Consider the following 23,535-nt stretch of genomic DNA (forward strand, 5'->3'; position numbering starts at 1 on the left):
ACCTGTCCGGAAGCACGGCCATGCGGGTGACGTCAGTCACCGCGGAGCAGGTCGCCCACCACCTGAACGCCGACGGCTAGGGCATGGTGACTCACGTTCCCAAAACCCAGGACGAGCCGGGGCGGTGTGGTTGCCCCCGACGTACGGCACGTGCTCATGCCGTACAGACCGATCGACCGCTCCCGGGCAGCGGTGACGACCGCCCGTTCGTCGGCGTCCGGGCCCAGATGCGCGACCGCATGGAAACCCGCGGCCAGACCGGTCACCGCCACCCCCGGGGCGTGTGCGGCCAACGCCTCCACCAGGGTGGTGCGGCGGGCCGCGTAGCGGCTACGCATCCGACGCAGGTGCCGGTCGTAGCGGCCGGACTGGATGAGTGTCGCCAGGGCGAGCTGGTCAAGTGTCGGGGAGCCGCGGTCGCCGAGGTGCTTGTGCTCCGCGACCAAGGCGTCGAGGCCTGGCGGGCACAGCAGCCAGCCGAGTCGCACCGCCGGCGCCAGAGACTTGCTGACCGTCCCGCTGGAGATGACACGGTCGGGAGCGAGACCCTGCAGGGTGCCGACCGGATCCCGGTCGTAGCGGAACTCCGCGTCGTAGTCGTCCTCGATGATCACGGCGTCCCGGCGCACCGCCCAGTCGACCAGCGCCAGCCGACGCTCGGGAGCCAGCACGACCCCCGTGGGCCACTGGTGCGCCGGGGTGACCACCACCGCGCGGGCGTCGGTCGCGGCGAGTGCCTCGACGTCGATGCCCCGGTCGTCCACCGGAACCGGAACCGACGCCATTCCCGCCGATGCCGCAGCGGAACGCGTCGTCGCGGGCGAACCCGGATCCTCATATGCGACCGTACGTACCCCCGAGCGGGCCAGGGCGTGCAGCGCGAGACCGAGGCCCTGGGCATATCCGGAGCAGACCACCATCCGCTCCGGATCAGCCACGCAGGCACGCACCCGCCGCAGATAGCCCGCCAGGACCTCGCGCAGCACCGCGCTGCCCCGGGCGTCCCCGTAGGCGAGCGCCGAGACGGAGCAGGAGCGGGCGGACTCGCGCATGGCCCACAGCCAGTCGGTCATGGGGAAGGACCGCAGGTCGGGCACGCCCCACTGGAAGTCCGCCAGCAGCGCCGGCTGCATCGTGGTGCGCTTGGCCGGCGGCTGCGGTACGGGTGTGTGCGCAGCGACCCTGGTGCCCGAGCCGGCACGGGTCACAAGGTAGCCCTCGGCCTGGAGCTGGGCGTAACACTCCTGCACCAGACCGCGGGACACACCGAGACCGCGCGCGAGAGAGCGGGAGGACGGGAGCCGCTCACCACTGTGCAGTCGGCCGGCCCGGATCGCTTCCCGTAATCGACGCTCCACCTGCGCGCGGAGCGGCTCAGGGCTCTCCCGATCGATCACCAGCAACAGATCCGGCGATGAACCGGCCCACTCAACAGGCATGGAATTGGAGCTTACTGAGGGGCCGGTCCGATTCCTAGGTTCACCTCATGACCTCATCCGTCGATGCACAACACCGAGCAGCCGAGGCACGGCCACGGTTGCTGACCCGCGCGCTGCTGATGCGTTTCGTCACGGTCGTGGGAGCCTCGGCCAGCTTCTTCCTGCTGCTGTCCGTCGTCCCGATGTACGCCCAGAGCGTGCCGGGCCGGGGCAGCGACGGGGCGGGCCTGGTCACCGGCGCGCTGATGCTGGCGACGGTCACCGGCGAGCTGATGGCCCCGTGGCTGGCGGCACGCTGTGGCTATCGCGTGGCGTTGGGCGCGGGGTTGCTGTTGTTGGGTGCTCCAGCGCTGGTCCTGACGGTCTCGCAGAGCATGGTGTGGATCGTCGCGGTGTGTCTCGTCCGCGGTCTCGGCTTCGCGTTCACCGTCGTGGCGGGCGGGGCACTGACGGTGTCGCTGATCCCGCCCGAGCGCCGCGGCGAGGGTCTGGCCATGACCGGCATCGTGGCCGGTGTGCCCTCACTCGTGGGGCTGCCGCTCGGGACGTGGCTGGCCTCGCACACTGGATACGGGCCGGTCTGCACAGTGGCGGCCCTGCTCGCGCTGGTCTCCATCGTCGTCGTACCGGGCCTGCCCGACCGGGAGGCGGCGACGGGCCCGCCCCTGGGCGTGTTCGCGGGGGCCCGTTCCGGGGCGATCGCCCGGCCCACCGCCGTTTTCGCGGCGACGGCGCTCGGCGCGGGCATCACCGTCACGTTCCTGCCGCTGGCCGTGGCGTCGCGCAATGCCGACGTGGTCGCAGCGGCGCTGTTCATGCAGCCGGCCGCCGCGACACTCTCCCGGTGGTTCGCCGGCCGGCACGGCGACAGGCACGGACCCGCCGGGCTGGTCCTGCCGGGGCTGCTCACCTCGGCCGTCGGCATCCTGGGCGTCGCCCTCACGGACGTCCCCGTCACGGTGATCTTGGGCGTGACCGTGTTCGGGATCGGCTTCGGCATCACCCAGAACGCGACGATCACGCTGATGTACTCCCGGGTCCCGGCCTCCGGGTACGGGACCGTGAGTGCCCTGTGGAATGTCGCCTACGACGCGGGCATGGGCATCGGCGCGGTCGGTTTCGGCGCGGTGGCGGGCCTGACCGGTTACCCCGGCGCCTTCGTCCTGACCGGCGCCCTCATGCTGACCGCCCTCGTCCCAGCCTGGTGGGACAGGGCGGCCGTGGGCAGACACCAGGCAACGGGGACCGCGGACCCGGCGGCACCGCGAGAGGAGAAGAAGAAGCAGTGATGAGCTATCGAAAGGAGGTGAAAGTGACTGCGGTACTCGAACTGCGCCAAGCACGAGTGTCTGATCACCACGTGATCGTCGGGTGCGTGCAGCAGTGGTGGAACGACTCCCGCACCCCTGATCAGGCTCACGAACTTTCGCTGCTGCTTCCCAGGCTGTTTCTGCAGTTCTTCTCCCGCACCAGTCTGGTATTGGAGGACGATGAGGGGATCAGAGCGTTCCTCATCGGCTTCCACGCCGCAGACAACGAGGAGGAAGCCTATATCCACTTCGTGGGGGTCGATCCCTCGCTGCGCGGGCAGGGCCTGGCCCGCAGGCTCTACACGGCATTTCTCCGACACGCTGCCGAGGCGGGCCGCCGCCATGTGCGTGCAATCACCTCGCCAGGCAATACCGGTTCGATTTCCTTTCACCAGGCCATGGGATTCACTGTCGAGCCGGGTGATCGCGATATCGACGGAGTGCCCGTGCGCATCGACTACGACGGCCCGGGACAAGATCGAGTCTGCTTTTACAGAAATATCCTGTCCCAAGACGAAAACGTTCGGCCATGAGCCTTGGCCTTGTGCTGTCCTGCGAACCGCTCCCCATGCTCGTTCTGCTCCCTGTCGCAGGTGACGGGTGGGGCCGTGGCCTTCGGGACACCAGCCGTCCGCACGCTGGTCACCGCTGTAGCGGCCGGACCCGAGCGCCTTCGGATCAACGCGGGACTCGGGGCCGCGCAAGGCTCGCGCAGATAACGGCTCCCGCAGTCGCCGGCGGCCTGATGCTGCTCGTGGGACCCGGGTGGTCCTCCCTGCTCACCGGCACGCTGTTCATCGCATCCGCCACCACTCTCGGCGGCCTGCGGCCAGACCTCCCCCTCCGGCGGGACGGCGGGCCTCCTCCTCACCCTGGGCCCGATGATCGCCGTACGCCGTTCGGACGGAGACACCGCCTGGGTCGTCATCGCAGAAGTCGGCACGGTGGGGACGGTCGTCGGCAACTACGCCGCGTCCCGGCTGCCCATACGCCATCCCCTGGCCGGCGTCGCCGTGGGCGCCGCTGTCTTCGCGTTCCCGCTGACCGCGTTCGCCCTTGTCCTACGGATCCCGATCGTCACAGCTGCCTACCTCGGCGGGATGTTCGGAGTCGGCCTTCACGGCCCGCTGCGTGAAACCACCATGCAACGCCGCATCCCGCAAGAAGCCCTCGGGCGCGTGGGCTCGTTCGACACGCTGATCTCCCTCGCCGCCCGACCGCTCGGTCTCGCCATCGCCGCCCCTGTCTCGGCGACCATCGAGACCACGACTCCACTACGTGTCCCGGGTGTGCCCGCTGCGGCCTGCCAGGAATGGAGGAACCCCGGTTGCCCAAAAGCCCTTTCGGAGAGACGCGGCAAGATCCAGAGGGAGCGGCCCCTACAACATGGGTGCCGTCGGCAGGGCCTCGCGCATACGGTCGAGGAGCGCCCGGGCCGCGGGACTCGCAGGGCCGATGGCCGGCCAAGCGAGGACGATACGGGCGCGGATCCTGGGCTGGATGATCGGCAGCGTACACAAAGGTCCCGCACGGCCCGGGCCCTCCCCGTCGAGGGGCACTACGGCGACGCCCAGCCCCCGGGCGGCGAGCTGTGCCAGTACGTGGGGGGCTGCCGCCTCGAAAGCGACCCGGGGCCGGAATCCCGCCCGGGCGCAAGAGCGTTCCAGCACCGCCCGGACTCCGGTGCCGCGCGGTAGGCAGATCAGCGGACGGTCCCGCAGGGCGACCAATGGGATGCCGGCGGGGTCGACGGAGGTAAGGAGCGGGTCGCCTGGTGCGACGGCGGCACCGAGCGGGGCGTCGAGGACAGTTCGGCACGAGAGGCCGGGCGGGGGTTCTTCTCCGGTGGGTCCGAAGAGGGCGATGTCGATCTCGCCGGCCAGGAGCCCGGCCTGCATCCGCTCCGAGGTGTCCTCGGTCAGCGCGATCTCCAGGGCGGGATGGGTGTCGTGGAAGTCCGCCAGGAACGAGGCGACGTCGAAGGCGTGGCTGGTGGCACCGGGGACCAGTCCGAGCGTGACCCGGCCGCGCAACAGTCCAGCGTGCTCGTCGACGGTGTGTCGCACCGCGTCCGCGGCGGCCAGCGCGGCTCGCGCGTACGGCAGGACCGACCGGCCCACCTCGGTCGGCGTCACCGCGCGGTTGGACCGCTCGAGGAGAGGCTGTCCAAGTTCCTTCTCGAGCTGGCGGATCTGGGCGCTGAGTCCGGGCTGGGAGAGGTGCAGCCGGGCAGCGGCGCGGGTGAAGCCACCCTCCTCGACAACGGTGACGAAGTAGCGCAGCTGGCGGAGCTCCATAACCTGTGATTCTAGATCGCAGCACATTCATCTATTGGACACATGGCCCATGACGACCACAGGGTGGATCACATGGAGAAGGCATCCCGAGAGTGCAGTAACGCCGAGATCAAGACCTTCATCGCGGCGGAACGCCAGGAGCTGGCCACTCTGCTCGACGGCCTGGGGCCCGCCCAGTGGGACGAGCCGAGTCTCTGCACGGAATGGCGGATACGGGAGGTCGCTGCCCACATGTCGATGGGATTCCGCTACTCCCTGCCCGCGACCATCGGCGAGTTGGCCAGGGCCCGGGGAAACCTGCACCGCATGGCCGACCGCCTCGCGCGCAGGGACGCGGCGGCCCATTCCACCGTAGAACTCGCCGCGTTCTTGCGGGAGGGCGCCCGCCATCCCTGGACGCCGCCGATCGGTGGTCTCCAAGCCGCCCTCGGTCACGACGTGGTACACGGCCTGGACATCACCGTCGCCCTCGGCCTGAACCGGCGTGTCCCCGAAGACCGACTGCGAGTCCTGCTCGACGGAATCCGGCCCAGCGGTCTGAAATTCTTCGGCGCCGACATCGGCGGAGTGCAGCTGCGTGCCGAAGACCTGGACTGGTCGTACGGATCAGGCGTTCCCGTGCACGGCGACGCCCAGGACCTCCTCCTGGTCGCCTTCGGCCGCAGGCTGCCACCCGGTCGGCTGCGGGGCGAGGCGAGCAGCCGCTTCACCACCGCCTGAACGCCGCCCCATGCGTTTCCGACCCGCCGCTGACCGTCCTTACCCAGGTCGGCTCCGCCGGACGGGCCGTGTCCGACGTGACACGCAATTCGAACAAGCGATCTAATGTCGATATGGACGTGACCGGCTTCCCCGACGACCTCGTGCAGACGCAAGCCGCCTGGAACGCCACCTACCAAGCACTCGCCGCACCCCGCCCCCGCGACACCACCGCCCTGCGCCGCCGCCTGCAGCTCCTGTCCGTACGGCTGTGGTGGCACCCCTACTGGGAGACCGTCCCCTCGGTGCCGGCGGCACGGTTCGAGCTGCGCCACCTCGCCCGCGCCCACGGAGCCGTCCAGGTCGCGTGACCGGTCGTCCCGGTCGACCGGGAGCACGAGGGTTGCGCTGGGGATTGCGCCTGTCTGTTGCGCTAGGTGTTGCGCGGCCCGTGGGACCGTCTCCGTGTCCGCGCAGTCACCACGCCGTTTCGCCGTGGTCGGATCGCTGACATTGCCGTTGCGGCTGCTCTGCCCAAGTCCCTTGGCCTACCGGGATGCCCGTGTCGTCCCGCAGCGAGCAGGCCGGCGACGGTCAGGGAGCCGGTAACCGCTCCGATGATCGTGTCCGTGGTGACGCGGACCTACTGTTGAAGAGGCAGTGTCCCGACTTCCCACTATTCAGTGCGGCGGGCCCGCCTGGCTCTAGGCTGCGACGATGGCACGCGCAACCGACACACCCCAGAGCTTCCCTGATGCTGCGGAACCGGCCCGGGTGAACGACTACGACAGTTTCGCCGAGGCGTATGCGGCGGAGAACGAGAACAACCTCGTGAACGCGTACTACGAACGGCCCGCGATGTTAGCCCTCGCCGGAGACGTGGCCGGCCACCGAGTTCTGGACGCCGGCTGCGGCTCGGGCCCACTGACCGCCGCACTGCGCGACCGCGGCGCGGTCGCCACCGGGATCGACGCCAGCGCCGGAATGCTCGCACTGGCCAGGCAGAGGCTCGGTGATGACGTAGCCCTGCACCTGGCCGACCTGGGTGAGCGCCTGCCGTTCAAGGACGGCGCGTTCGACGACGTCGTCGCGTCCCTGGTCCTGCACTACCTGGAGAACTGGGGGCGGACGCTGGCCGAGTTCCGGCGAGTACTCAGGCCCGGCGGCCGGCTGATCATGTCCGTGGATCACCCGGTCACGGCGTACACGTTCCGGGACCCTCGGCCCGACTACTTCGCGACCACGAGCTACACATTCGACTGGATGCTCGGCGGGCAGTCCACTCCGATGCGACTCTGGCGAAAGCCGTTGCACGCAATGATCGACGCTTTCACGACCGCGGGCTTCGGCCTGTCCGCCATCAGCGAGCCGCAGCCTGACCCAGCCGCCCGGGCACTGTTCCCCGACGGCTTCGACGACCTTTCGACCAAGCCCTGCTTCCTGTTCTTCGTCGTCGAGGCGCTGCCGTCGGTCACTGGCCCGGAGTAGCGAGTCGAGGCCGCTGGAGACGTCGAGGTCGCCCAGGCGAGATGACGTCAGGTGCCAGCGGCTGTCCAAGACCGCAGTCAGTTCCCGGAAGGTCCCACGAACTCTCGGATCAGCTTGCCGACCCAGGCTGGCTCGTCGAGATGGACCATGTGTCCGGCCGACTCCAGCCGGACCACGCCGACGCGATCCGGCAACGCCGTGAGCTCCCGTCCGATGCCGCGCACCAGCGCCTCGGTCAACTCCTGGATGTGCTGGGGGAGGTGGTCGAGGTCCGGCGTACGCGCGCCTGAGACGAGCAGCACCGGTACGCACAGTCCGCGAACCTCGGCGAACAGGTCATAGCCCTCCAGCGGGGCCATCAGTGCGGGCAGTTCACCTGGAAGAGGACGCCCTTCGGCGCGCCGTGCACGCGCCGCCTCGCTCTCCGCGTCCCATCCGAAGCGCTCGGCCGTCGCCCGCGCCCGCGCCTCGACCTGCCCGGGATCTGTCAACGCCGGAGCACCGGCATAGAGAGCGATCTGCTCGGCTCGACGCTCCCGTACCTCCTGGGGTGTCAGCCCGGGGTACAGCGTGGAGACCCCGCCGCCGAAGCCGTCCAGGTCCACCACGCCGGCACAGTCCCGCGACGCCGCGTACCGCACGGCGATCATGCCGCCCAGGGAGTGCCCGACCAGCCAGGGCCTACGCAGCCCCAGCGCGCGGACCACGGCGTCCACGTCGGCCAGGTGGTCTTCCCATTCGTACGAGGACACCGATGCCGAACGTCCGTGACCGCGCAGATCCATGGCGACAAGCCGCAGGCCGCTCAGGTGGGGCCGAACGGGGTCCCAGTCAAGCGCCGTGCGGTTTGCGCCGTGCAGCAGCACTACATCAGGCCCTTCCCCGCCGTGGTCGAGGACAGCGATACCGTCGATCCGCGTCTCCATCGTCATGCGGTGATCTCCTTCGCGATCCGCTCGATCTCGGCGGGCGTGCCCGCCATGATGGTGCGCAGGTGCTCCGTGACCAGTTCCACCGGCCAGTCCCACCACGCCGCTCGGAGCAGCCGCTCGATGTCGGCGTCCTCGTAGCGGCGGCGGATCGGGCGGGCGGGGTTGCCGCCGACCACGGTGTACGGCTCGACGTCGGCGGTGACCACCGCGCGGGCCGCGACGATCGCGCCGTCGCCGATCCGCACGCCCGGCATGATCAGCGCCTGGTATCCGATCCAGACGTCGTTGCCGATCACGGTGTCGCCCCGGCTGGGCATGCCTGTGACCAGATCGATGGTCCGTTCCGTCCAGCTGCCGCCGAACATGGTGAACGGGAAGGTGGAGACGCCCAGAGTGGGGTGGGCGGCGCCCGCCATCAGGAAGCGGGTTCCGGCGGCGATCGCGCAGTATTTGCCGATCACCAGCCGCTCGGGCCCGTAGCCGTAGAGCACGTTGCGGCGTTCGAACTCCGTCGCGCCGTCGGGGTCGTCGTAGTAGGTGTACTCGCCGACCTCGATCCGCGAGTCGGTGACCAGCGGGCGGAGCAGGACCACCCGGTCCTGCCCGGGCAGCGGGTGCAGGGCCGCGGGGTTCGGGATCGACGCGGTCATGACTGGAGTCCTTCCTTCACCGCAACAACTAACGCGACCTGTGTCGCATTAGTATCCTGACGGTACAGCTACCCGCGCGCAAGCCTTAAAGCGACAGGAGTCGACTTTGCCTCATGATCCGAAGGTCGCGAAGGCAGGCACCAGGCCCGGCGGGCGAAGTGCCCGGGTCCGCACCGACGTGGTCACCGCAACGCTGGCCGAGCTCACCGAGAAGGGGTACGACCAGCTCACGGTCGAGGCGATCTGCCATCGCGCCGGAGTCCACAAAGCCACCGTGTACCGGCGCTGGGGCGGCATCGACGGCCTGATCGCCGACGCGCTCGCGGTCTCCGCCGACCAACCCTGGCCGATCCCCGACACCGGGAACGTAGACGAGGACATCCAACTGCTGGCCCGCGAGGTGTACACCACCTTTACCGACCCCGAACTGCGCACCACCCCGACCGCCTTGATCGGCGCGGCCCTCCGCTCCGCCGTCGGCGCGGCGGCACTGAGCGCCTTCTTCACCGCCCGCCACCAGCAGGCCGCCGAAGTCGTGACTCGCGCCGTGAAACGGGGCCAACTCCCCGCGGGCGTCGACCCGGTGGAACTGGTCCGGGCGGCCACGGCCCCGCTCTACCACCGACTCTTCATCACCGGCGAGCCCCTCGACGAACGGGCCGCCCACCGTGCGGCCGTCGCCGCCCTGTACGCCGCCCGCGCCGGCCTGTTCGACGCGGCAGCATCCTGATCTTCTTCATCAGGATCCGGAAGGAGTCCAGCTTGGCGGGACCGCCCTGCCGATACTGCATGGTGCCGGCCCTGTGGCGCGCTTGAACGCCACCTGACCAGGCAGATAGGCGACCAGCACCTCAAGAGCCCCCGGTCACGGACTACGTCGACGCGCGATGACCAGACAGGCGATGAGGACGAGGTCAGTGCCTCAGGCTCGCGAGAACCGCCTTCGCGGCGTTCTCGCCCGAGGTCGCCGCGTCGGCGAGCGAAGGCATGTCGAGCTGGTAGTCGCCGGCCAGGTGGACCGGCCCGAGGGGATCGCGCAGCGTCGGCAGCGATGCGCGCCTCCCGGGAGCCCAGAAGGGCACCACACGGCGATGCCGCCGCACGATCCCCTCCCCGAGCTTCCCTTCGAGCTGGGGGTAGACCGAAATCAGGTCCTCGGCGAACCGGGCGACGATCTCCTCGTCGGACAGCTCGAACAAGTCGTCGGCCACAGCACCGCCGGCGAAGCAGGCCAGCGCACCTCCGGGTTTCCGTGCGCCGCCCCTTCCGAGCGGCGGCGGCGTGGTTGAACACCGCCTGGAACGAAAGCTGCGGTGTGGACACGCCGAGTAGTTCGTCCCAGGGCCGAGGCCCTTCCTCCTCGGTGAAGAACCGAACATGACGTACCGGCCGTAGCGGATGTCATCGAACGCGTTGCGGTACCTCTGCGGGAGTTCCGGAAGGATCTGCAGCGCGACGTCACTGAGAACCGCTATGACGGCGCGCTTGGCCGCGCACCCGCGCCGGGCGGTCCGCGTCGAAGTAGTTCACGACGACCCCGTCCGCGTCCGGCTGCACGGACCGGACCGGTGAGCGGAGTCGGAGGCGTTCGCCGAGATCGTCGGCGAGGATGTCGGTGAGCATCTGATTGCCCCCTACCGGCAGGGCGAAGTTGGGCACCTTAGCCGGGTCCGTCATGGCAACCCCTATGGACGTCACAAGCTGCGTCGCCGCCGTTTCCCCGGGCTCGCATCCCATCCATTGGCCCGACCACGATCGGACCATGTCACGAGCCACCTGGGAACGGACGCCGCGCAGCAGGTCCGATGCGACGCGCCTGTCGAGTTTGGTGCGCACCCGTTTCGCGATGCGGCTGTCCGACTCGAGGAACGGAACGGCCGAGAGGATACGGGCGCCGACCATCGCCATGGCGACCTGGTCCATGAAACTCATCCGCGTGCGGAACATGAGCGCGAAGAGGTCGGAGGTGTCGACCAACTGCCCGTTGAGGGCCAGTGCGACACCCTTGCCCGCCAGCGACCCCATCTCGATGCCGTGGTGGTGGAGGGCGTCGATCAACGGCCCGGTCCCCTCGGTGAACTGCGTCCCGACGTTGATCCAGTAGTCGCCTCTGCGGACCGTCTCGACTCGTCCGCCGGCCCGGTCCGCAGCCTCGAGCACGATGACGTCGGCCTCGCCGGCGAGCGTCGTCGCCGCCATCAGCCCGGCCATCCCCGCGCCGATGACGACGACGTCGCAGGCTTCCTCGCGTACAGGCCTCGCCGCGCTCGCCGCACCCGACTCGGGCTCCGCGTTCGTCATCCTTCTCGCTCCTCACTTCGGCATTCCGAACGGCTGTGACACCGGGCTCGACGGGTCGGCTGGGCGCGTGCGCGCATCGCCTTCCGGTGCACCCGTCGACAGTCCAAGAACAAGAAACCGATCTCGAATCTGGTTCGAGTTCACCTGTTCCCTCAGCTCGCTCGCGCGTCCTCCGGGAGGGCCGCCATCACAGCGGTCGGGCCCGGCTCTCGCCTGATGCCGTGCGCTCGGCGGAACCGCACGCGAGGGCGAGCAGTTGTCGCCAGTCGACCGGGGTCGCTGGTGGCGGTCCGCCCGGGCGGTCGCGGGGCAGTAGCACTCGCAGCGCGCCGGGCCGCACCGAGCACACGACCGGTGTGCGCAGCGACAGCGCTTCCCCGTCCACCGCGACCGGGATCTGCGCCTCCTCCCCGCCCGCCGGGATCTGAGGTGCCCCGGCCGTCACCTCGACCCGACGCGCGGTCGTCACGGTGAGCCCCGACGCCTGCGCGCCCCGTACGGCCAGCTCCGCCGCCTGTGCCGCGTTCTCCACCCTGATCCCGATCACACCCAGCTCACCGTCATCGAGCACGGGCCGGCGCCCGCCACTGCCCAGCTCGTCAGGGGAGGCGTACGGGTTGTTGCTGATCAACAGCGCCTGCTGGTCCGCGAGCCGGGTGCCGTCCACCCGCGCGTCGAGCCGTCCCGCGCCCTCCCCGGCCAACAGGTCCGGCATCAGCTTCAGGGCGGTGCCCGTCTTGTCGTCGCGGTACTCGGGACTCTGCACGATGTCCGCGTACACGCCGAAGGACACCGTGTTGACGAAGGGGCGGCCGGATACGTCGCCGAGGTCGACCCGGATCTCCTCACCGTCGGTCAGGGCGTCGAGGCAGCGGGCCGGGTCGGCGCGGTCGAGGCCGAGATCCATGGCGAAGTGGTTGCGGGTGCCCGCCGAGATCACGAGGAACGGCAGTCCGTGTTCGGCGGCGACCGCCGCGACCAGTGCCTGAGTGCCGTCGCCGCCGGCGACACCGAGCAGGTCGGCACCGTCTTCCACGGCCTCGCGGGCCAGTTCGGCCACGTCGACCGGGGCCGACGGGTCCAGCAGGACCACCCGTGCGCCCAGTCGCTCCGCCCGCTCCACGAGGCCGAAGCGTGCGACCTTGCCACCCCCCGACTTCGGATTCATGATCAGGACCGCCCGCTTCGGCCGACGTGCCCGCGTGGGCCGCTGCGACCGGCGCGGCCGCGCTCGGTGCAGCGCCGCGCGACCGCACGTCACCGCCGCCGCCCAGCACAGGCTGGAGATCAACGCGATGAGCCACAGACCGCTTCGCGCGAAGAACACCAGCACGCCGACCGGCGCCGCGACGGCCACGAAGGCGCCGAGCAGCCGCACCAGACCGCGCCGGGCCACGAACCACCAGAGGCCGGCGGCGCAGACCACCAGCCCGAGGACCCCGGCCGCGGCCACGAGCAGTCCACCCCCGCCCAGCGCGAACAGCAGCACCGCCACGGCGGCGATCGCCGCCAGCACGGCGCACCGCGCGAGTAGCCGGGCGGCCCGCTCGGCCCGCGACCGCGCTCTTCGTGTCCTGTCGATGGCGTTCTCCTGAAGGGGTTCTGATCCGTTCCCGTCTCACCAGCGTGCCGCAGCGCCTCTGGACGGGTGCGTCCCGGACGCCTGTATGGGTGAGCCGGTCAGTCGAGCGCGTCGATTCCCGGCGCGAAGGTGATGAGCAGCGGCAGCAGCGGGGCCAGTGCCGCCACGGTGGCGATGCGAGTGCGTTGTCGTGGCCTGAGTGTCGGCGGGGGAGTGAGGAGACGGTTCACCCGGTCGTGGAGCAGGCGGCGGCCGGTTGCGTGGGAGAAGACTCCGCGGTGCTGGTTCAGCTCTATGAGGGCCAGCGCGGTGGTGACATGTCCGCACTGCCTCGCGGCGGTGTCGTCGGCGGCCAACTCCACCAGCCGATGGGTCTGTTCGCAGAATGGGTGAACAGCGGCACCTTCGGGAAAGCGCCGGCCAGGGCGGCGGACAGCTGTAGCAGCCAGTCGTGGCGGGCGCGGGCGTGACCGCGCTCGTGCGTGAGGACGGCGTCCAGTTGGCGATCGGTGAGCCGATACAGCGCGCCCGTGGTGACGACCAGCCGGGACGGGCTGCCGGGCATCCACCAGGCGTCCGGGTACTCCTCCTCCAGGACCAGCAGGGGGCCGCGGCCCGCGGGGAGGACTGCGGGCAGCTCGGGCGCCCGCTCCCGCAGTCGGGCACGGGCCGCGCCCCGGGTCCGGCGGACCGCCCTGAGCTGCGCGACCAGCACGGCCGCTGTCCAAGCGGCCCCCGCCGCCGGCAGCAAGGTGAGGGCCATGGCCCAGGCGGGGGCGGAGGACAGCTGGTAGGCGGCCATGACACCGGGCGGCGCGGAGCCGAAGAGGTGGTCGCGGACCGTACGGAATCCCGCGGCCATACCCAGCACCAGCGCGGTCAGGCAGCTCAGCAGGGCGGTGGCGACCAGGCACTGTCACACCCACAGGCCGAGCACGGGTCCATGCTCCGGCCAGGTCGCCCGGTTCAACGCCCGAGCGACCGGTACGGCAGCCGCCAGGCCGAGAGCGCAGAGCAGGAGCAGGCAACCGGTCATGCCGTGATTCCGGTGACCGGTGGGCGTGGGCGGCCGGCGGCGGCCACCGTTTCCAAGTGGTGCTCGTGTCTTGTGTCCATGTTCCTCGCGTGCGCCGGTCCCCGTCGTCATGGCGGTGAGCCGCGCCCCTGTCGTCCTGTTGGCCGCGTCGCCCGTGTGCGCGGCGTGATCCACGTGAGCGGCTCGACAGGGTGCATGCAGTGAATTCGAATTCGAATCGTATTCTAGTCTAGCTATCGGTCGACTACGTCCAAGTCCCTGGAGGCATCGCTTGAGATCGGGTGAGAACCGGCCCACCACCGGGTGGGGCCGGCACAGCGCCGCGTACGGGATCTCGTACCTGCGGGCGGTCGCCGCCGTCGATGTGCTAGGCGCGGTGTGGGTGTCCCTGGGGGACGACATCCGGCGGCACAGTACCGAGGAGCTGTTCACGCCGTACCTGGTCACACCCGGTTTCGCGGCCGGCGCCTTCGCGTTCTTCCTGGCGGTGACCCTGCGCAGGCGCAAGCGGGCCGCGTGGATCCTCAACCTCGCACTGTCCGGGTCCCTCGCGGCCGTCTTCGCGGGAGTGGTGGCACTCGCCCCGGAGTGCCGCAGTCATCCGCAGAACTGGATCTCGCTGGCGCTGACGGCGCTGTTCGCGGGCGCCTTGCTGCACGGACGGCGCGAGTTCTACGCCAAGGGCGACCGGTCGAACCCGAGACGGGCCTTCCTCACCGCGGTCGGCGGTCTCCTGGTCACCTCGCTCCTGGCCGCGCTCCTGGTGAAGGCCGCCGACGAGGCGTCCGAGCCCTCGACCTTCGCCGAACGCTGGAGTTACGGCTTGATGCGCGCGGTCTCCATGGAGCCGGCGCGGGGCGAGTTCCCCGGCATCTCGACCCCCGCCTGGGCCGACGCGCTGATCAACATGGCGAGCGCGGCGCTGTTCGCAGCCGTGCTGTGGGCGGCGTTCCGCTCGGTGCGGGCCACGGACCCGATCACCGCCGACGACGAGGAACATCTGCGGGCCCTGCTGGCGCGGCACGGCGAGACCGACCCGCTCGGCTACTTCGCGCTGCGTCGGGACAAGAGCGTCGCCTTCTCTCCCACCGGCAAGGCAGCGGTGACCTACCGGGTGGTCGGCGGGGTCTCGCTGGCCTCGGCCGATCCGCTGGGCGATCCCGAAGCCTGGCCGGGTGCGATCGAGCGGTGGCTGACCGAGGCGCGCGAGCACGGCTGGACGCCCGCGGTGATGGGGGCGAGCGAACTGGGCGGCACCGTGTACGCCCGGCACGGACTGGACGCACTGGAACTTGGCGACGAAGCCGTCGTGGAGATCGCGGACTTCCGCCTGGAGGGCCGTGCCATGCGCGGGGTGCGCCAGGCGTACCACCGGGTCCGCAGAGCCGTGCTCGCGCACTGCCGGGAACGGCTCGCCGACTTCCAGGTTCCGCAGCACGCCACGGTCGTCACCGAGGCGCTGCCGCGCAACGCGGGAGGGAAACTCCTCAAGGACAAGCTGCTCGACCAGGTGCGGTGAGGCGACCAAGCTGCGTTAGCCGTGCGCCGGCGCGCCCGCCGGTCGCCCGGTGCGCGCTGCTCGCGTCACCGCGTCCCTTCGAAGGCGTAGGTCTCCAGGTAAGCGGTGACGAGGCGGCGCGCCTCGTCGATCGTGGCGTCGTCCCCGGCCGGCGAGCGCCGGAACGCGATGTCGAAGAGACGGGTGCCGATCTCGAAGGCGAGGAGCAGTGCGAGCAGGGGCGTGTCGGCCGCTACCAAGTGCTGCTCGACGAGGTGGTGCCAGAGCCGTTCCGCCTGGGCCTCGTCGAAGGCGCGCACCATCTCGTCGAGCGTGGTGTGACGGCCCGCGAACCACAGCTCGGTGCAACTGCGGTGACGGCGGAGGTAGTCGAGGAGCAGGTCGATCATGATGTCGACGGCCTCGCGCAGCGTCTGCGCCCTCGGTTCGGCGAGCATGGCGTCGATGAGCCCGTCCAGCTCGCTCAGGTGTCGCTGCAGCAGTTCGGCGTCAACCTGGTACCGGTCGGCGAAGTAGTGGTACATCGAGGCGGCCGGGATGCTGGCTCGCTCGCCGATCGCCTTCAGCGTGGCGGCCTCGTAGCCCTTCTCGGCGAGCAGGGCCTCGGCGGCGTCGAGGATGGCCTTCCTGCGCTCCATCCCGCGACGCTGGGCCGCCGGGCGAGCCGGAACCCGGCTTGTCGCATTTTTACCGAACACGATTCGAGATCGTATCAGTTTCGTGGCGGCCCTTATTGCCCGAACGTATTGACACGCCTTGAACCCCCACTGAACTCGAAGTTGAATTGATATCGACTTCAATGAGTCGAACGGAGAAGCCGATGCCCCACAGGGCGGAATCCGTGGCCGATGAAACGCGCGGGACAGGCCGCGATTTGCTGGTGCCGGTGGCCTTCGCCACGGCGCCGGCCTCGCAAGCGGCACGCGTCTGCGGGGCGGCCATGACAGGTGTGCCGGAGAGTGAGCCCGCGCGCACCTGTGCGCCCGGCGAAGATGCCGGACTGGTTCCGCCTCGACCGCACCGAGGGCCAGGAGCACGCGCTGTACGTCGCGGCGAAGACATCGGCGCGTTCGGGCTCGCGATCGTGACCGGCCTGTACCTGGCGTTGTTCGGACAACCGATCACCACGCCCTGGGCCATTTTCTACGTCGGGATGAATGCTCTGGCCCTTGCGCCTGTGGGCCCTCGACGAACGCCGACACGCGGTATGTGTCGCCGTCGCGACGGTCAGCGCACAGCGGCCACCCCGCTTCGGTGTCCGGTCCGGGAGTAACGGCTCGGGCTCGCCCGGTTCCGAGCGCAAAGTGGAACTTCTACTCCCGGATACAAGGACGTGGAGCGGACGGCGCTGCGACCGCCAGCGGAAGCTCGTCTGCCCAACCGACCGTCGATGACGTGTTATCCGCGACATCTACCCCGCAGAGGAGGAGGTGCTCCTCGGTAAGCAGTCATCGGTCGTGATCTCTCAAAGGAGCGGTGCGGCTTCCTCGGTGTCCGTGGCTCGCCGGCGACTGGCGGGCACCGCATCTGGCTGTCAGCTCCTCTCCACAGCCGGGAGCCGGCTGTGGAGAGGAGCGCGTGTCAGGAGGACTCGGAGGGCGAGGCCAGTGACTCGAGGTGCTTGCGCCAGGCCGCTCTCACGCTGGGCGGGATCTTCGTGGTCAGGCCGCCCTCTTTGGTGAAGGCGAGGCCTTCGCTGTAGGCGCCGCCACCGCAACCGTCAGGCTGGCGGGTCAGTTTGACGTCGGTGGACGCATCGATCCTGGGATGGTTGCTCCCCTTGGGAGTGACGCGGAAGCGGACTGTGCCGAGGTGCTCATCCACGTCGTCGGGAAGGCGCAGGCTGATCCGGGTGATGTCCTCCTGTGCCAAGTGGCCCTTGCCGCATCTGCCTCCTGCGCAGAGTTCGTAGGAGGCGCCGGCCAGGTCGGTGTAGCCCCGCTGGAGGAACATCACGCCGATCTGCGAGGTGACGCCGACTCCGGCGCAGGGCTTGGAGCTGCTGCACGCCGACGCGGTCATCGCCACGACGGACACGGCGGCGAGGACTGTGAGTCTCACCGTTCGTTTCACCACTTCTTGACCCCTCCGGGAAGCGCCTTTTCTGCCAGAGCGATGTCCGTGAAGAACACCGTGCACTTGCCGTCCCAGCCGTCGCTGCACTCGCCGTCGTCGCTCACCGAGTCACAGCCGGCACCTGAGATGGTGCCCGGTACGTCACCGGTCCGTGTGGTGCCTGGTCGAGGAGCACGTTCTGGGAGAAGCCCTCGGGCAGCGCGGTCACCTTGAGCGTCTCGCCCTCACCCAGTGCGTACGAGGCGGTGTCGCCGTCCACGTGGGGGGTCGGCAGGGTGTCCTGCCAGCCGAGTCCGAAGGTCTTGCCGTCGTCCGACACTGAGGCCAGATCGGTGTCACCGCCGTCGGAGACGGCGATACGTGCCGCCGCGGTCTCGGGCGTGAGGTCGGCGCCGGTGTCGGACAGCGTGGTGTCGATGTCCTTCCACTTGCCGTCCTGCTTCACCCGGATCTGCGCGGCGAACGCCTCGGTCGTCAGGGTGCCGTCGGGGTTGGCGTAGGTGGTGCTCGTCTCGGTCCGCTCCGCATTCATGCCGGGTATAGGGGCGTCCGGCTTGGGGAGTCTCACAAAGATCACTGACAGCTGGGTGGGTTGACGAACCGGCACAGTCGAGGCGTTTGTGGCAGCTAGGGCCTTCGGCTCAACTCCCTTTCGCGACAAGCGACCTGACGTGATGTCCGGATTGCTCACCAATCGGGAGCCGGAATCCACCGAGAAGCAGCATTTAGCGTCACCGCGGTCCTCGAGAGAGGACTCTGCGCGCCTCTCGCCAGATGTAATGAAAACGTGACGTAGATGGGGCGCTGTAGTGAAAGCCGCAGGTCAGCCTGCACTCGGTCCCGCCGTAGTCCGCGGCACGCCAGGCGGAGGCGAGCCCGCGGAGCCGCAACGGGATTCGTCCTCCGGTGCATTGCTCATTGGCGGCGCGAGCCCCGCTACCATCTCCCGGCCGGGCAGGCCGAGTTCTCAGTCGCCGGCTCCGCTTCAGGCCGCAACCACATGCCTCACCGCCCTGGACGACGGTCCGGCCCCCTACCCGTCCATGCCGAGGCAGGCCCGAGGACTGGTGCCGGCTCCACGCGATCGGACGGTACGTCAGATGGTCGCTCGCATGGTTCGAGGTCGAGGCCCGGCTGGTGGCGGAAAACAGCTGTAGCTGAGTTAAGGTTCTGCTCTTTGGACAAGTGCATGACAGAGGAACAAATGAAGCTGTTGGGGAAGCGCCGGCTGTGGTCGGGGAGACCGCGCCGCTGCGCCAGGGGGGTTTGTGCCGCCGCGAGTGTGCTGCTGATGTCGTCGCTGATCTCCCTTTCGGGGACGACCGGCGCGTCGGATGCGCATGCCGCGCCGATGAAGGTGGCACCGAAGCACGGTGGCGATGAGGCGAGCGCCTTGCGCGCTGCCGCCAGGCAGAAGCACCGGGTCGAAGTGGTCGCCGACCGCACCGAGACGACCACTACGTGGGCGAACGCCAACGGCACGCTCACGATGGAGCAGCACGCCGGTCCGGTGCGCTACCGCAGTGGGTCGGGCTGGACGGACGTCGACGCGTCCTTGGTCCGCGCCGCGGACGGCACCGTACGCGCCAAGGCTCACCCGCTGGGGCTCCGGCTCGCCGGGAAGTCCGACGGGCCGGCGCCGCTGATCACGCTGGGATCGGGGAAGCAGTCCGTCACTCTGGGCTGGGACGGGACGCTGCCGAAGCCGGCGATCCGGGAGAACGTCGCGACCTACCCCGATGCCCTGCCGCACGCGGACATCGTGGTGGAGTCGACCCGTACCGGGGTGGAGCAGTCGTTGGTCCTCAAGGACCGGACCGCCGCCGCGGACGGCACCTTCACCATGCCGTTGCGCGCACCTGGCCTGACCGCACGGGCCACGCTGGACGGCGGGGTGAGCTTCGTCGACAACAAGACCGGGCTTCCCGCCGGCCTCATACCCGCACCGACCATGTGGGACGCGCGCGTTGACGACCGCTCCGGTGAGCACCTTCATCGCGCACCGGTCAAGGTCAAGGTCGAGCAGAAGGGCTCGGGTGTAGCCCTGCGATTCTCGGCCGACCCGGCCTTCCTCAAGGACCCGGACACGGTGTATCCGGTGACGGTCGACCCTGCCCTGAAACTGGCCGACGTCTTCGACACGTTCGTCCAGCAAGGCTATGGGACGGACCAGTCGGCGGCGACCGAACTGAAGCTCGGCAACAACGGCTCCAGCCAGGTGGCCCGTTCCTTCCTGCACTTCCCGGAGCAGCCGTACGAGGGCAAGCACATCCTGTCGGCCGCTCTGAACCTGTACGAGACGCACTCCTGGTCGTGCACGGCGCGTTCCTGGGAGGTGTGGGACACGGCCCAAGCCTCGACCAGCAGCCGTTGGACCAACCAGCCCAAGTGGAACAAGAAATGGGCCTCGTCCACCGCGACCAAGGGATACTCCTCGGCGTGTGCCGCGGGATATGACTCGGTCGACATCACCAGCCTGGTACAAGCGTGGTCGGACAACGGCCATGTGAGCGACGCGCTGGGCATCCGGGCCACGGACGAGAGCGACCCGTACGGCTGGAAGCGGTTCAATTCCTCCGAGGCGGTGTCCAACGACCCGTATCTGTCGGTGACTTACAACACCCGGCCGGCCGCCCCCGCCGCTCTCACCGCCGCCCCCGGCGGTGGCACGGGGACCAGCGCCTACGTCACCACGACCACCCCGACCCTGTCCTACTTGACCTCGGACGCCGACAAGAACACGCTCACCCCCTCCTGGGAGATCGCGGAGGGGACGACCACCGTTCTGAGCAGCACCGGGGCCAAGGTCTCGGCCGGGGCGGCGGCGAGTCTCCAGGTCCCCTCGGGCAAGCTCGTCAACGGCCATACCTACAAGTTCCGCGGTCAGACAGGTGACGGCACCGACACCTCCGACTGGTCGGCGTGGACCTCCTTCACGGTCGATGTGTCGAAGGCGCCTCCGGCGCGGGCCGACGCTCCGCAAAGCCTGCAGACCGGCGCCACTCAGACCCTGACCCCCATCCTCTCGGGCATGATCACCGCGGCCTCCGGCGGCCAGGTCACGACGGACTTCGTCCTCAAGGACTCCTCCGGCGCCGTCGTTGGCAACAACCCCTTGGTCACGACGTCGGCCGAAAGCGGCAAGCGTGCCGCCGCGCAGGTGCCCGACGGCCTGCTGACCGACGGGGCCTCCTACACCTGGCAGATGCGGGCCTGCACCGAAGGCGGCTGCTCGGCCTACTCCGCGCCGGTGTCCTTCACCGTCAAGCTTCCCGCAGCCCCTGCCGCGCCCACGACGTCCACGATCACCATCGGCCGGGACGCGTTCACCGACATGTCGGTGTCGGACGCACCCGTTCAGGACGCCACCCTGAAGGTCGGCGCCGACGGCACCGCCCACTGGCGCAGCTACCTGAAGGCCGACCTGTCGGCGATACCCGCCGGTGCCCGCGTGACCTCCGCCGCCCTGCGCCTCACCGCGGCCGGCTGCCTGGGTGCCTGTGAGTCCCATGGCCTCGAACTCCATCCCATGAACGACGACTGGTCGAACTCGGCCACGGCGGCCGATCTCCAGACGTCCGAGTCCGCCAACGCCTACGTCACCGGCCCGGCGGACCCGGCGGCCCTCGACGTGACCGATGTCGTGGAAGGCTGGCTGGAGAACCCCGAGTCCAACCACGGCGTCGCCCTCCGCGCGGACGACGAGTCCTCGCCCACCACCACCGGGGTGTCCTACCACTCCTCTCGTGACACCGGCCCCGCCGCCGACGGGCCGCAGCTCACCGTCACCTACACCTCGGCCACGGCTCCCGGCACCCCCACCCAGGCACGGGCGGTGGCCGGCGACGGCGGACTGCTCGTGTCCTGGAACCCGCCCGAGGACACGGGCTACAACGGCAGCGACCTCAGCTACACCGTCACCGTCAAGGACAGCGGCGTGACCCAGGTCGCCCAACAGCAGACACAGGACAGCCAGGTCGTTGTCACCGGACTGCCGAACGGCGCGCCCTACACGGTGGAGGTGACGGCCACCAATGACTACGGCACAGGTCGTGCCGCGCTGTCCCCGGTGGTCACCACCGCGGCGGTGGCCAACGGCACCACCGCCTATCAGCAGATCGCCCAGGAGTACCTGGACGCCCGCAACGGCCTGATCAGCGGCCGGTACACCTCCGCGGACGCCGCTGTCGCGGCCTCGGCCCACGGCCCGGGCTTCACCGCTCTGCTGCACAGCCAGGAGCCGGGTCTCCTCGACCAGCACACCACCGACGCCGGTCACGGCATCACGTACACGACGCTGACCGCGGCCCTGCAGACGCCGCTGGCGGCCGGCAACGGGACGAACGCCGTCGTCCTCCACGCCGTCCACACCGGAACCACCGTCACCCACGACGGCTCAGGGGACTCCGAGCCCCTGGCCGAGCTGACGAACGACGCGTTCGTCTTCGACAACTCCTCCGGGAAGCCGGTCCTCACCCAGCAGTTGGACGACAAGGACCTGCAGACCTACCTGCCGCCGACCGCGGGCGCGGCCACGTACGTGACCGCCGACGATCCCGACTCCACCGTCATGGACGACGCCGCGGACGCGTCGCCCACCGCCTCCGACGGCGACGGCTACGCGGTCGCCCAGCCGTCGACCATCACTCCGATGCGGACCAGCGTCAGCCGCTCCGGCGCGGCGGACTGGGCCTACCGCCACCGCAACGACAAGGACGAGTTCGGGGAGGACTGCACCAACTTCGTCTCCAAGGCGCTCAATCGCGGCGGCGGGATGGGGATGAACTCGGGCTGGTACCGGAGCGACTACAACTGGTGGCGCAACTACCTCAACCAGACGTACTCGTGGGCGGCCGCCAACCACTTCTTCCACTTCCTCAACCTGGAGCACAGCGCTTCGTGGCGCTCCTACGACAACCAGGCGACCCCCGGCGACGTCGTCTTCTTCGACTACAACAAGAAGTCGAAGGACCCCATCAGCCACGCCGCCATGGTGGTCAAGAACAGCGGAGGAAAGGTCTACATCGCCCAGCACAGCAGCCCCCACCGCTACGACACCCTGGCCGCCGCACGGTCCAGGCACCATGGTGCCACGGTGTGGATCGCCCATATCTCCCCGACCTGGTAGGCATCATGCGCATTGTGCGGAACCTCCTGCTACTGGCCGTGGCCCTGACGGCGGCCGGCTGCTCGGGGGGTGACAAGCCCCACCCGATGTACACGGCGTCGCGGACGCCTGCCGTGCGGGTCACCTTCGGCAGTTCGCCGGTGTCCAGCGATCCGCCGCCGCCCGAGCAGGTGCGGCTGCTGATCCGCTGCTTCGTGCAGCGGATCGAAGCCCGTGACCGCGCCGCCCTGGCCCAGCTCGCCCCGGCCTCCGAGGCGGACGCCGCGAAAGAAGCGGACCGGATCGTCAAGAGCTACGGCAAGGCCGCTCACGGCAGCGTCGTGGCTCACATCGGCGACGAGGACCCGAAGGACAGCCGCGGCGGCTACCTGGAGTTCACGGACACACACCAGCGTGTGACGGTCGAGCTCGAACGGGTGAAGAACACCTGGTGGATCGATCTGTTCGCAGCCAAGGCGTACCACTGATCCTCCGCTGATCCGCCCCGCACGCTCCGGACTACCTGCACGGAGCGTGCGGGGCTTTCGCATGCGAGCACCCGGCGCGGCACGCATAGTAAGACCGCCTACGTGGTGAGGCGGACGAGTCGCTTGTAGCAGCGCAGGGCGGCTGCCAGGCCGAGAAGGGCCAGGTAGTTGCGGGGATCGCGCTCGTAGCGGGGACTCAAGCGCCGGTAGCCGGACAGTCGGGACATCGTGCGCTCGATGACCCGGCGGCGGCTCAGTCGTTCGCTGGACTCGATGCCTTTGCGGGCGATCCGGACGCCAATGCGTCTGCCGCGCAGCCATTTCCGCAGGTTGGCGCGGTCGTAGGCTTTGTCCACGTGGAGGCGCTGGGGTTTGAAGTGACGGCCGCGGTGGGGGTCGTGTCTCGTTTGGTGACCCTCGACCATGGGCTTCAGTCCTTCGCTGTCGTGTGTGTTGCCGGCCGAGACGCCGACGAGGAGAGGCAGGACGCCCAGTGCGGTGTCGAGACGGCCGTGCGGGCACGGCGGGACCTGCTGTCGCAGCGCGTCGAGGGCCTGGTGCCGGGTCGCGGGACGGCACCGGCCGTTCGTGGCCGCCGCCCAGCAGTCGCC

Annotated in this window: 19 protein-coding genes and 2 pseudogenes; 9 read left to right on the forward strand and 12 right to left on the reverse strand. The window is 69.6% G+C overall.

All coding sequences use genetic code 11. From position 1 onward, the window contains the following. Window positions 1–32 precede the first annotated feature (32 nt). On the reverse strand, window positions 33–1,439 hold the full coding sequence (locus ACIBA9_RS22600) for a PLP-dependent aminotransferase family protein (RefSeq protein ID WP_399365539.1): 1,407 nt from the start codon (window positions 1,437–1,439) through the stop codon (window positions 33–35). A gap of 47 nt (window positions 1,440–1,486) precedes the next feature. Here ACIBA9_RS22600 and ACIBA9_RS22605 point away from each other — a divergent pair, with 47 nt between their 5' ends. Together ACIBA9_RS22605 and ACIBA9_RS22610 are read left to right on the forward strand one after the other, a co-directional pair. Next, window positions 1,487–2,728 (forward strand): MFS transporter, encoded by a 1,242-nt coding sequence (locus ACIBA9_RS22605; RefSeq protein ID WP_399365541.1) that lies wholly within the window; start codon window positions 1,487–1,489, stop codon window positions 2,726–2,728. Beyond that, entirely contained in the window at window positions 2,728–3,282 is a 555-nt protein-coding gene (locus ACIBA9_RS22610) for a GNAT family N-acetyltransferase (protein ID WP_399365543.1), read from the forward strand. Before ACIBA9_RS22605 ends, ACIBA9_RS22610 begins: the two co-directional genes overlap by 1 nt. Window positions 3,283–4,128: 846 nt before the next feature. Here the strand turns inward: ACIBA9_RS22610 and ACIBA9_RS22615 are convergent. Then, window positions 4,129–5,046, reverse strand: coding sequence for a LysR family transcriptional regulator (locus ACIBA9_RS22615; protein WP_399365545.1), 918 nt, complete (start codon window positions 5,044–5,046; stop codon window positions 4,129–4,131). A gap of 72 nt (window positions 5,047–5,118) precedes the next feature. On the opposite strand from ACIBA9_RS22615, the gene ACIBA9_RS22620 reads away from it, so the two are divergent. The 3 genes from ACIBA9_RS22620 (at window position 5,119) to ACIBA9_RS22630 (ending at window position 7,233) form a co-directional block, all read left to right on the forward strand. Continuing rightward, window positions 5,119–5,766, forward strand: coding sequence for a maleylpyruvate isomerase family mycothiol-dependent enzyme (locus ACIBA9_RS22620; protein ID WP_399365547.1), 648 nt, complete (start codon window positions 5,119–5,121; stop codon window positions 5,764–5,766). A gap of 113 nt (window positions 5,767–5,879) precedes the next feature. Next, window positions 5,880–6,116, forward strand: coding sequence for a hypothetical protein (locus ACIBA9_RS22625; protein ID WP_399365549.1), 237 nt, complete (start codon window positions 5,880–5,882; stop codon window positions 6,114–6,116). A 346-nt stretch (window positions 6,117–6,462) separates the two neighbouring features. Further along, on the forward strand, window positions 6,463–7,233 hold the full coding sequence (locus ACIBA9_RS22630) for a class I SAM-dependent methyltransferase (protein WP_399365551.1): 771 nt from the start codon (window positions 6,463–6,465) through the stop codon (window positions 7,231–7,233). A 77-nt stretch (window positions 7,234–7,310) separates the two neighbouring features. Here ACIBA9_RS22630 and ACIBA9_RS22635 read toward each other — a convergent pair whose 3' ends face one another. Continuing rightward, window positions 7,311–8,165 carry an alpha/beta fold hydrolase gene (locus ACIBA9_RS22635; RefSeq protein WP_399365553.1) on the reverse strand — a complete coding sequence of 285 codons (855 nt, stop codon included), beginning with the start codon at window positions 8,163–8,165 and terminating at the stop codon, window positions 7,311–7,313. After that, window positions 8,162–8,815 carry a CatB-related O-acetyltransferase gene (locus ACIBA9_RS22640; RefSeq protein ID WP_399365555.1) on the reverse strand — a complete coding sequence of 218 codons (654 nt, stop codon included), beginning with the start codon at window positions 8,813–8,815 and terminating at the stop codon, window positions 8,162–8,164. Before ACIBA9_RS22640 ends, ACIBA9_RS22635 begins: the two co-directional genes overlap by 4 nt. A 106-nt stretch (window positions 8,816–8,921) precedes the next feature. Between ACIBA9_RS22640 and ACIBA9_RS22645 the strand changes: the two genes are divergently transcribed. Next, window positions 8,922–9,545, forward strand: a complete 624-nt coding sequence (locus ACIBA9_RS22645) for a TetR/AcrR family transcriptional regulator (protein ID WP_399365557.1) — start codon at window positions 8,922–8,924, stop codon at window positions 9,543–9,545. 184 nt (window positions 9,546–9,729) lie between these two features. Here ACIBA9_RS22645 and ACIBA9_RS22650 read toward each other — a convergent pair whose 3' ends face one another. The 4 genes and pseudogenes from ACIBA9_RS22650 to ACIBA9_RS22665 form a co-directional block, all read right to left on the reverse strand. Then, window positions 9,730–10,290 carry an FAD-dependent oxidoreductase gene (locus ACIBA9_RS22650; RefSeq protein WP_399365599.1) on the reverse strand — a complete coding sequence of 187 codons (561 nt, stop codon included), beginning with the start codon at window positions 10,288–10,290 and terminating at the stop codon, window positions 9,730–9,732. Continuing rightward, the gene (locus ACIBA9_RS22655; protein ID WP_399365559.1) at window positions 10,274–11,116 is read right to left on the reverse strand and encodes a flavin monoamine oxidase family protein; all 843 of its coding nucleotides are present in this window, start codon (window positions 11,114–11,116) and stop codon (window positions 10,274–10,276) included. The genes ACIBA9_RS22650 and ACIBA9_RS22655 overlap by 17 nt, the downstream gene beginning before the upstream one ends. A 187-nt stretch (window positions 11,117–11,303) precedes the next feature. Further along, entirely contained in the window at window positions 11,304–12,632 is a 1,329-nt protein-coding gene (locus ACIBA9_RS22660) for a diacylglycerol/lipid kinase family protein (RefSeq protein WP_399365561.1), read from the reverse strand. Between the two features lie 164 nt (window positions 12,633–12,796). Continuing rightward, a pseudogene (locus tag ACIBA9_RS22665) lies at window positions 12,797–13,608 on the reverse strand (M56 family metallopeptidase). 361 nt (window positions 13,609–13,969) lie between these two features. On the opposite strand from ACIBA9_RS22665, the pseudogene ACIBA9_RS22670 reads away from it, so the two are divergent. Continuing rightward, window positions 13,970–15,193 (forward strand): annotated as a pseudogene (locus ACIBA9_RS22670) (phosphatidylglycerol lysyltransferase domain-containing protein); the annotation flags it as partial. Between the two features lie 125 nt (window positions 15,194–15,318). Here ACIBA9_RS22670 and ACIBA9_RS22675 read toward each other — a convergent pair. The 3 genes from ACIBA9_RS22675 to ACIBA9_RS22685 form a co-directional block, all read right to left on the reverse strand. Next, on the reverse strand, window positions 15,319–15,891 hold the full coding sequence (locus tag ACIBA9_RS22675) for a TetR/AcrR family transcriptional regulator (protein ID WP_399365563.1): 573 nt from the start codon (window positions 15,889–15,891) through the stop codon (window positions 15,319–15,321). Window positions 15,892–16,834: 943 nt separating this feature from the next. Beyond that, entirely contained in the window at window positions 16,835–17,314 is a 480-nt protein-coding gene (locus ACIBA9_RS22680) for a hypothetical protein (RefSeq protein WP_399365565.1), read from the reverse strand. A gap of 115 nt (window positions 17,315–17,429) precedes the next feature. Continuing rightward, a complete protein-coding gene (locus ACIBA9_RS22685) occupies window positions 17,430–17,861 on the reverse strand; it encodes a hypothetical protein (RefSeq protein ID WP_399365567.1) in 432 nt (143 codons plus the stop codon). An 819-nt stretch (window positions 17,862–18,680) separates the two neighbouring features. Here ACIBA9_RS22685 and ACIBA9_RS22690 point away from each other — a divergent pair. Continuing rightward, window positions 18,681–22,457: a DNRLRE domain-containing protein gene (locus ACIBA9_RS22690; RefSeq protein WP_399365569.1), complete on the forward strand. Its 3,777-nt coding sequence runs from the start codon at window positions 18,681–18,683 to the stop codon at window positions 22,455–22,457. 5 nt (window positions 22,458–22,462) lie between these two features. Next, on the forward strand, window positions 22,463–22,924 hold the full coding sequence (locus ACIBA9_RS22695) for a hypothetical protein (protein ID WP_399365571.1): 462 nt from the start codon (window positions 22,463–22,465) through the stop codon (window positions 22,922–22,924). A gap of 98 nt (window positions 22,925–23,022) precedes the next feature. Here the strand turns inward: ACIBA9_RS22695 and ACIBA9_RS22700 are convergent. Further along, window positions 23,023–23,535 (reverse strand): transposase (locus ACIBA9_RS22700; RefSeq protein WP_399365573.1); only part of this gene is annotated, 513 nt, incomplete at its 5' end.

Source organism: Streptomyces sp. NPDC051452 (assembly GCF_044454765.1).
Classification (GTDB): domain Bacteria; phylum Actinomycetota; class Actinomycetes; order Streptomycetales; family Streptomycetaceae; genus Streptomyces.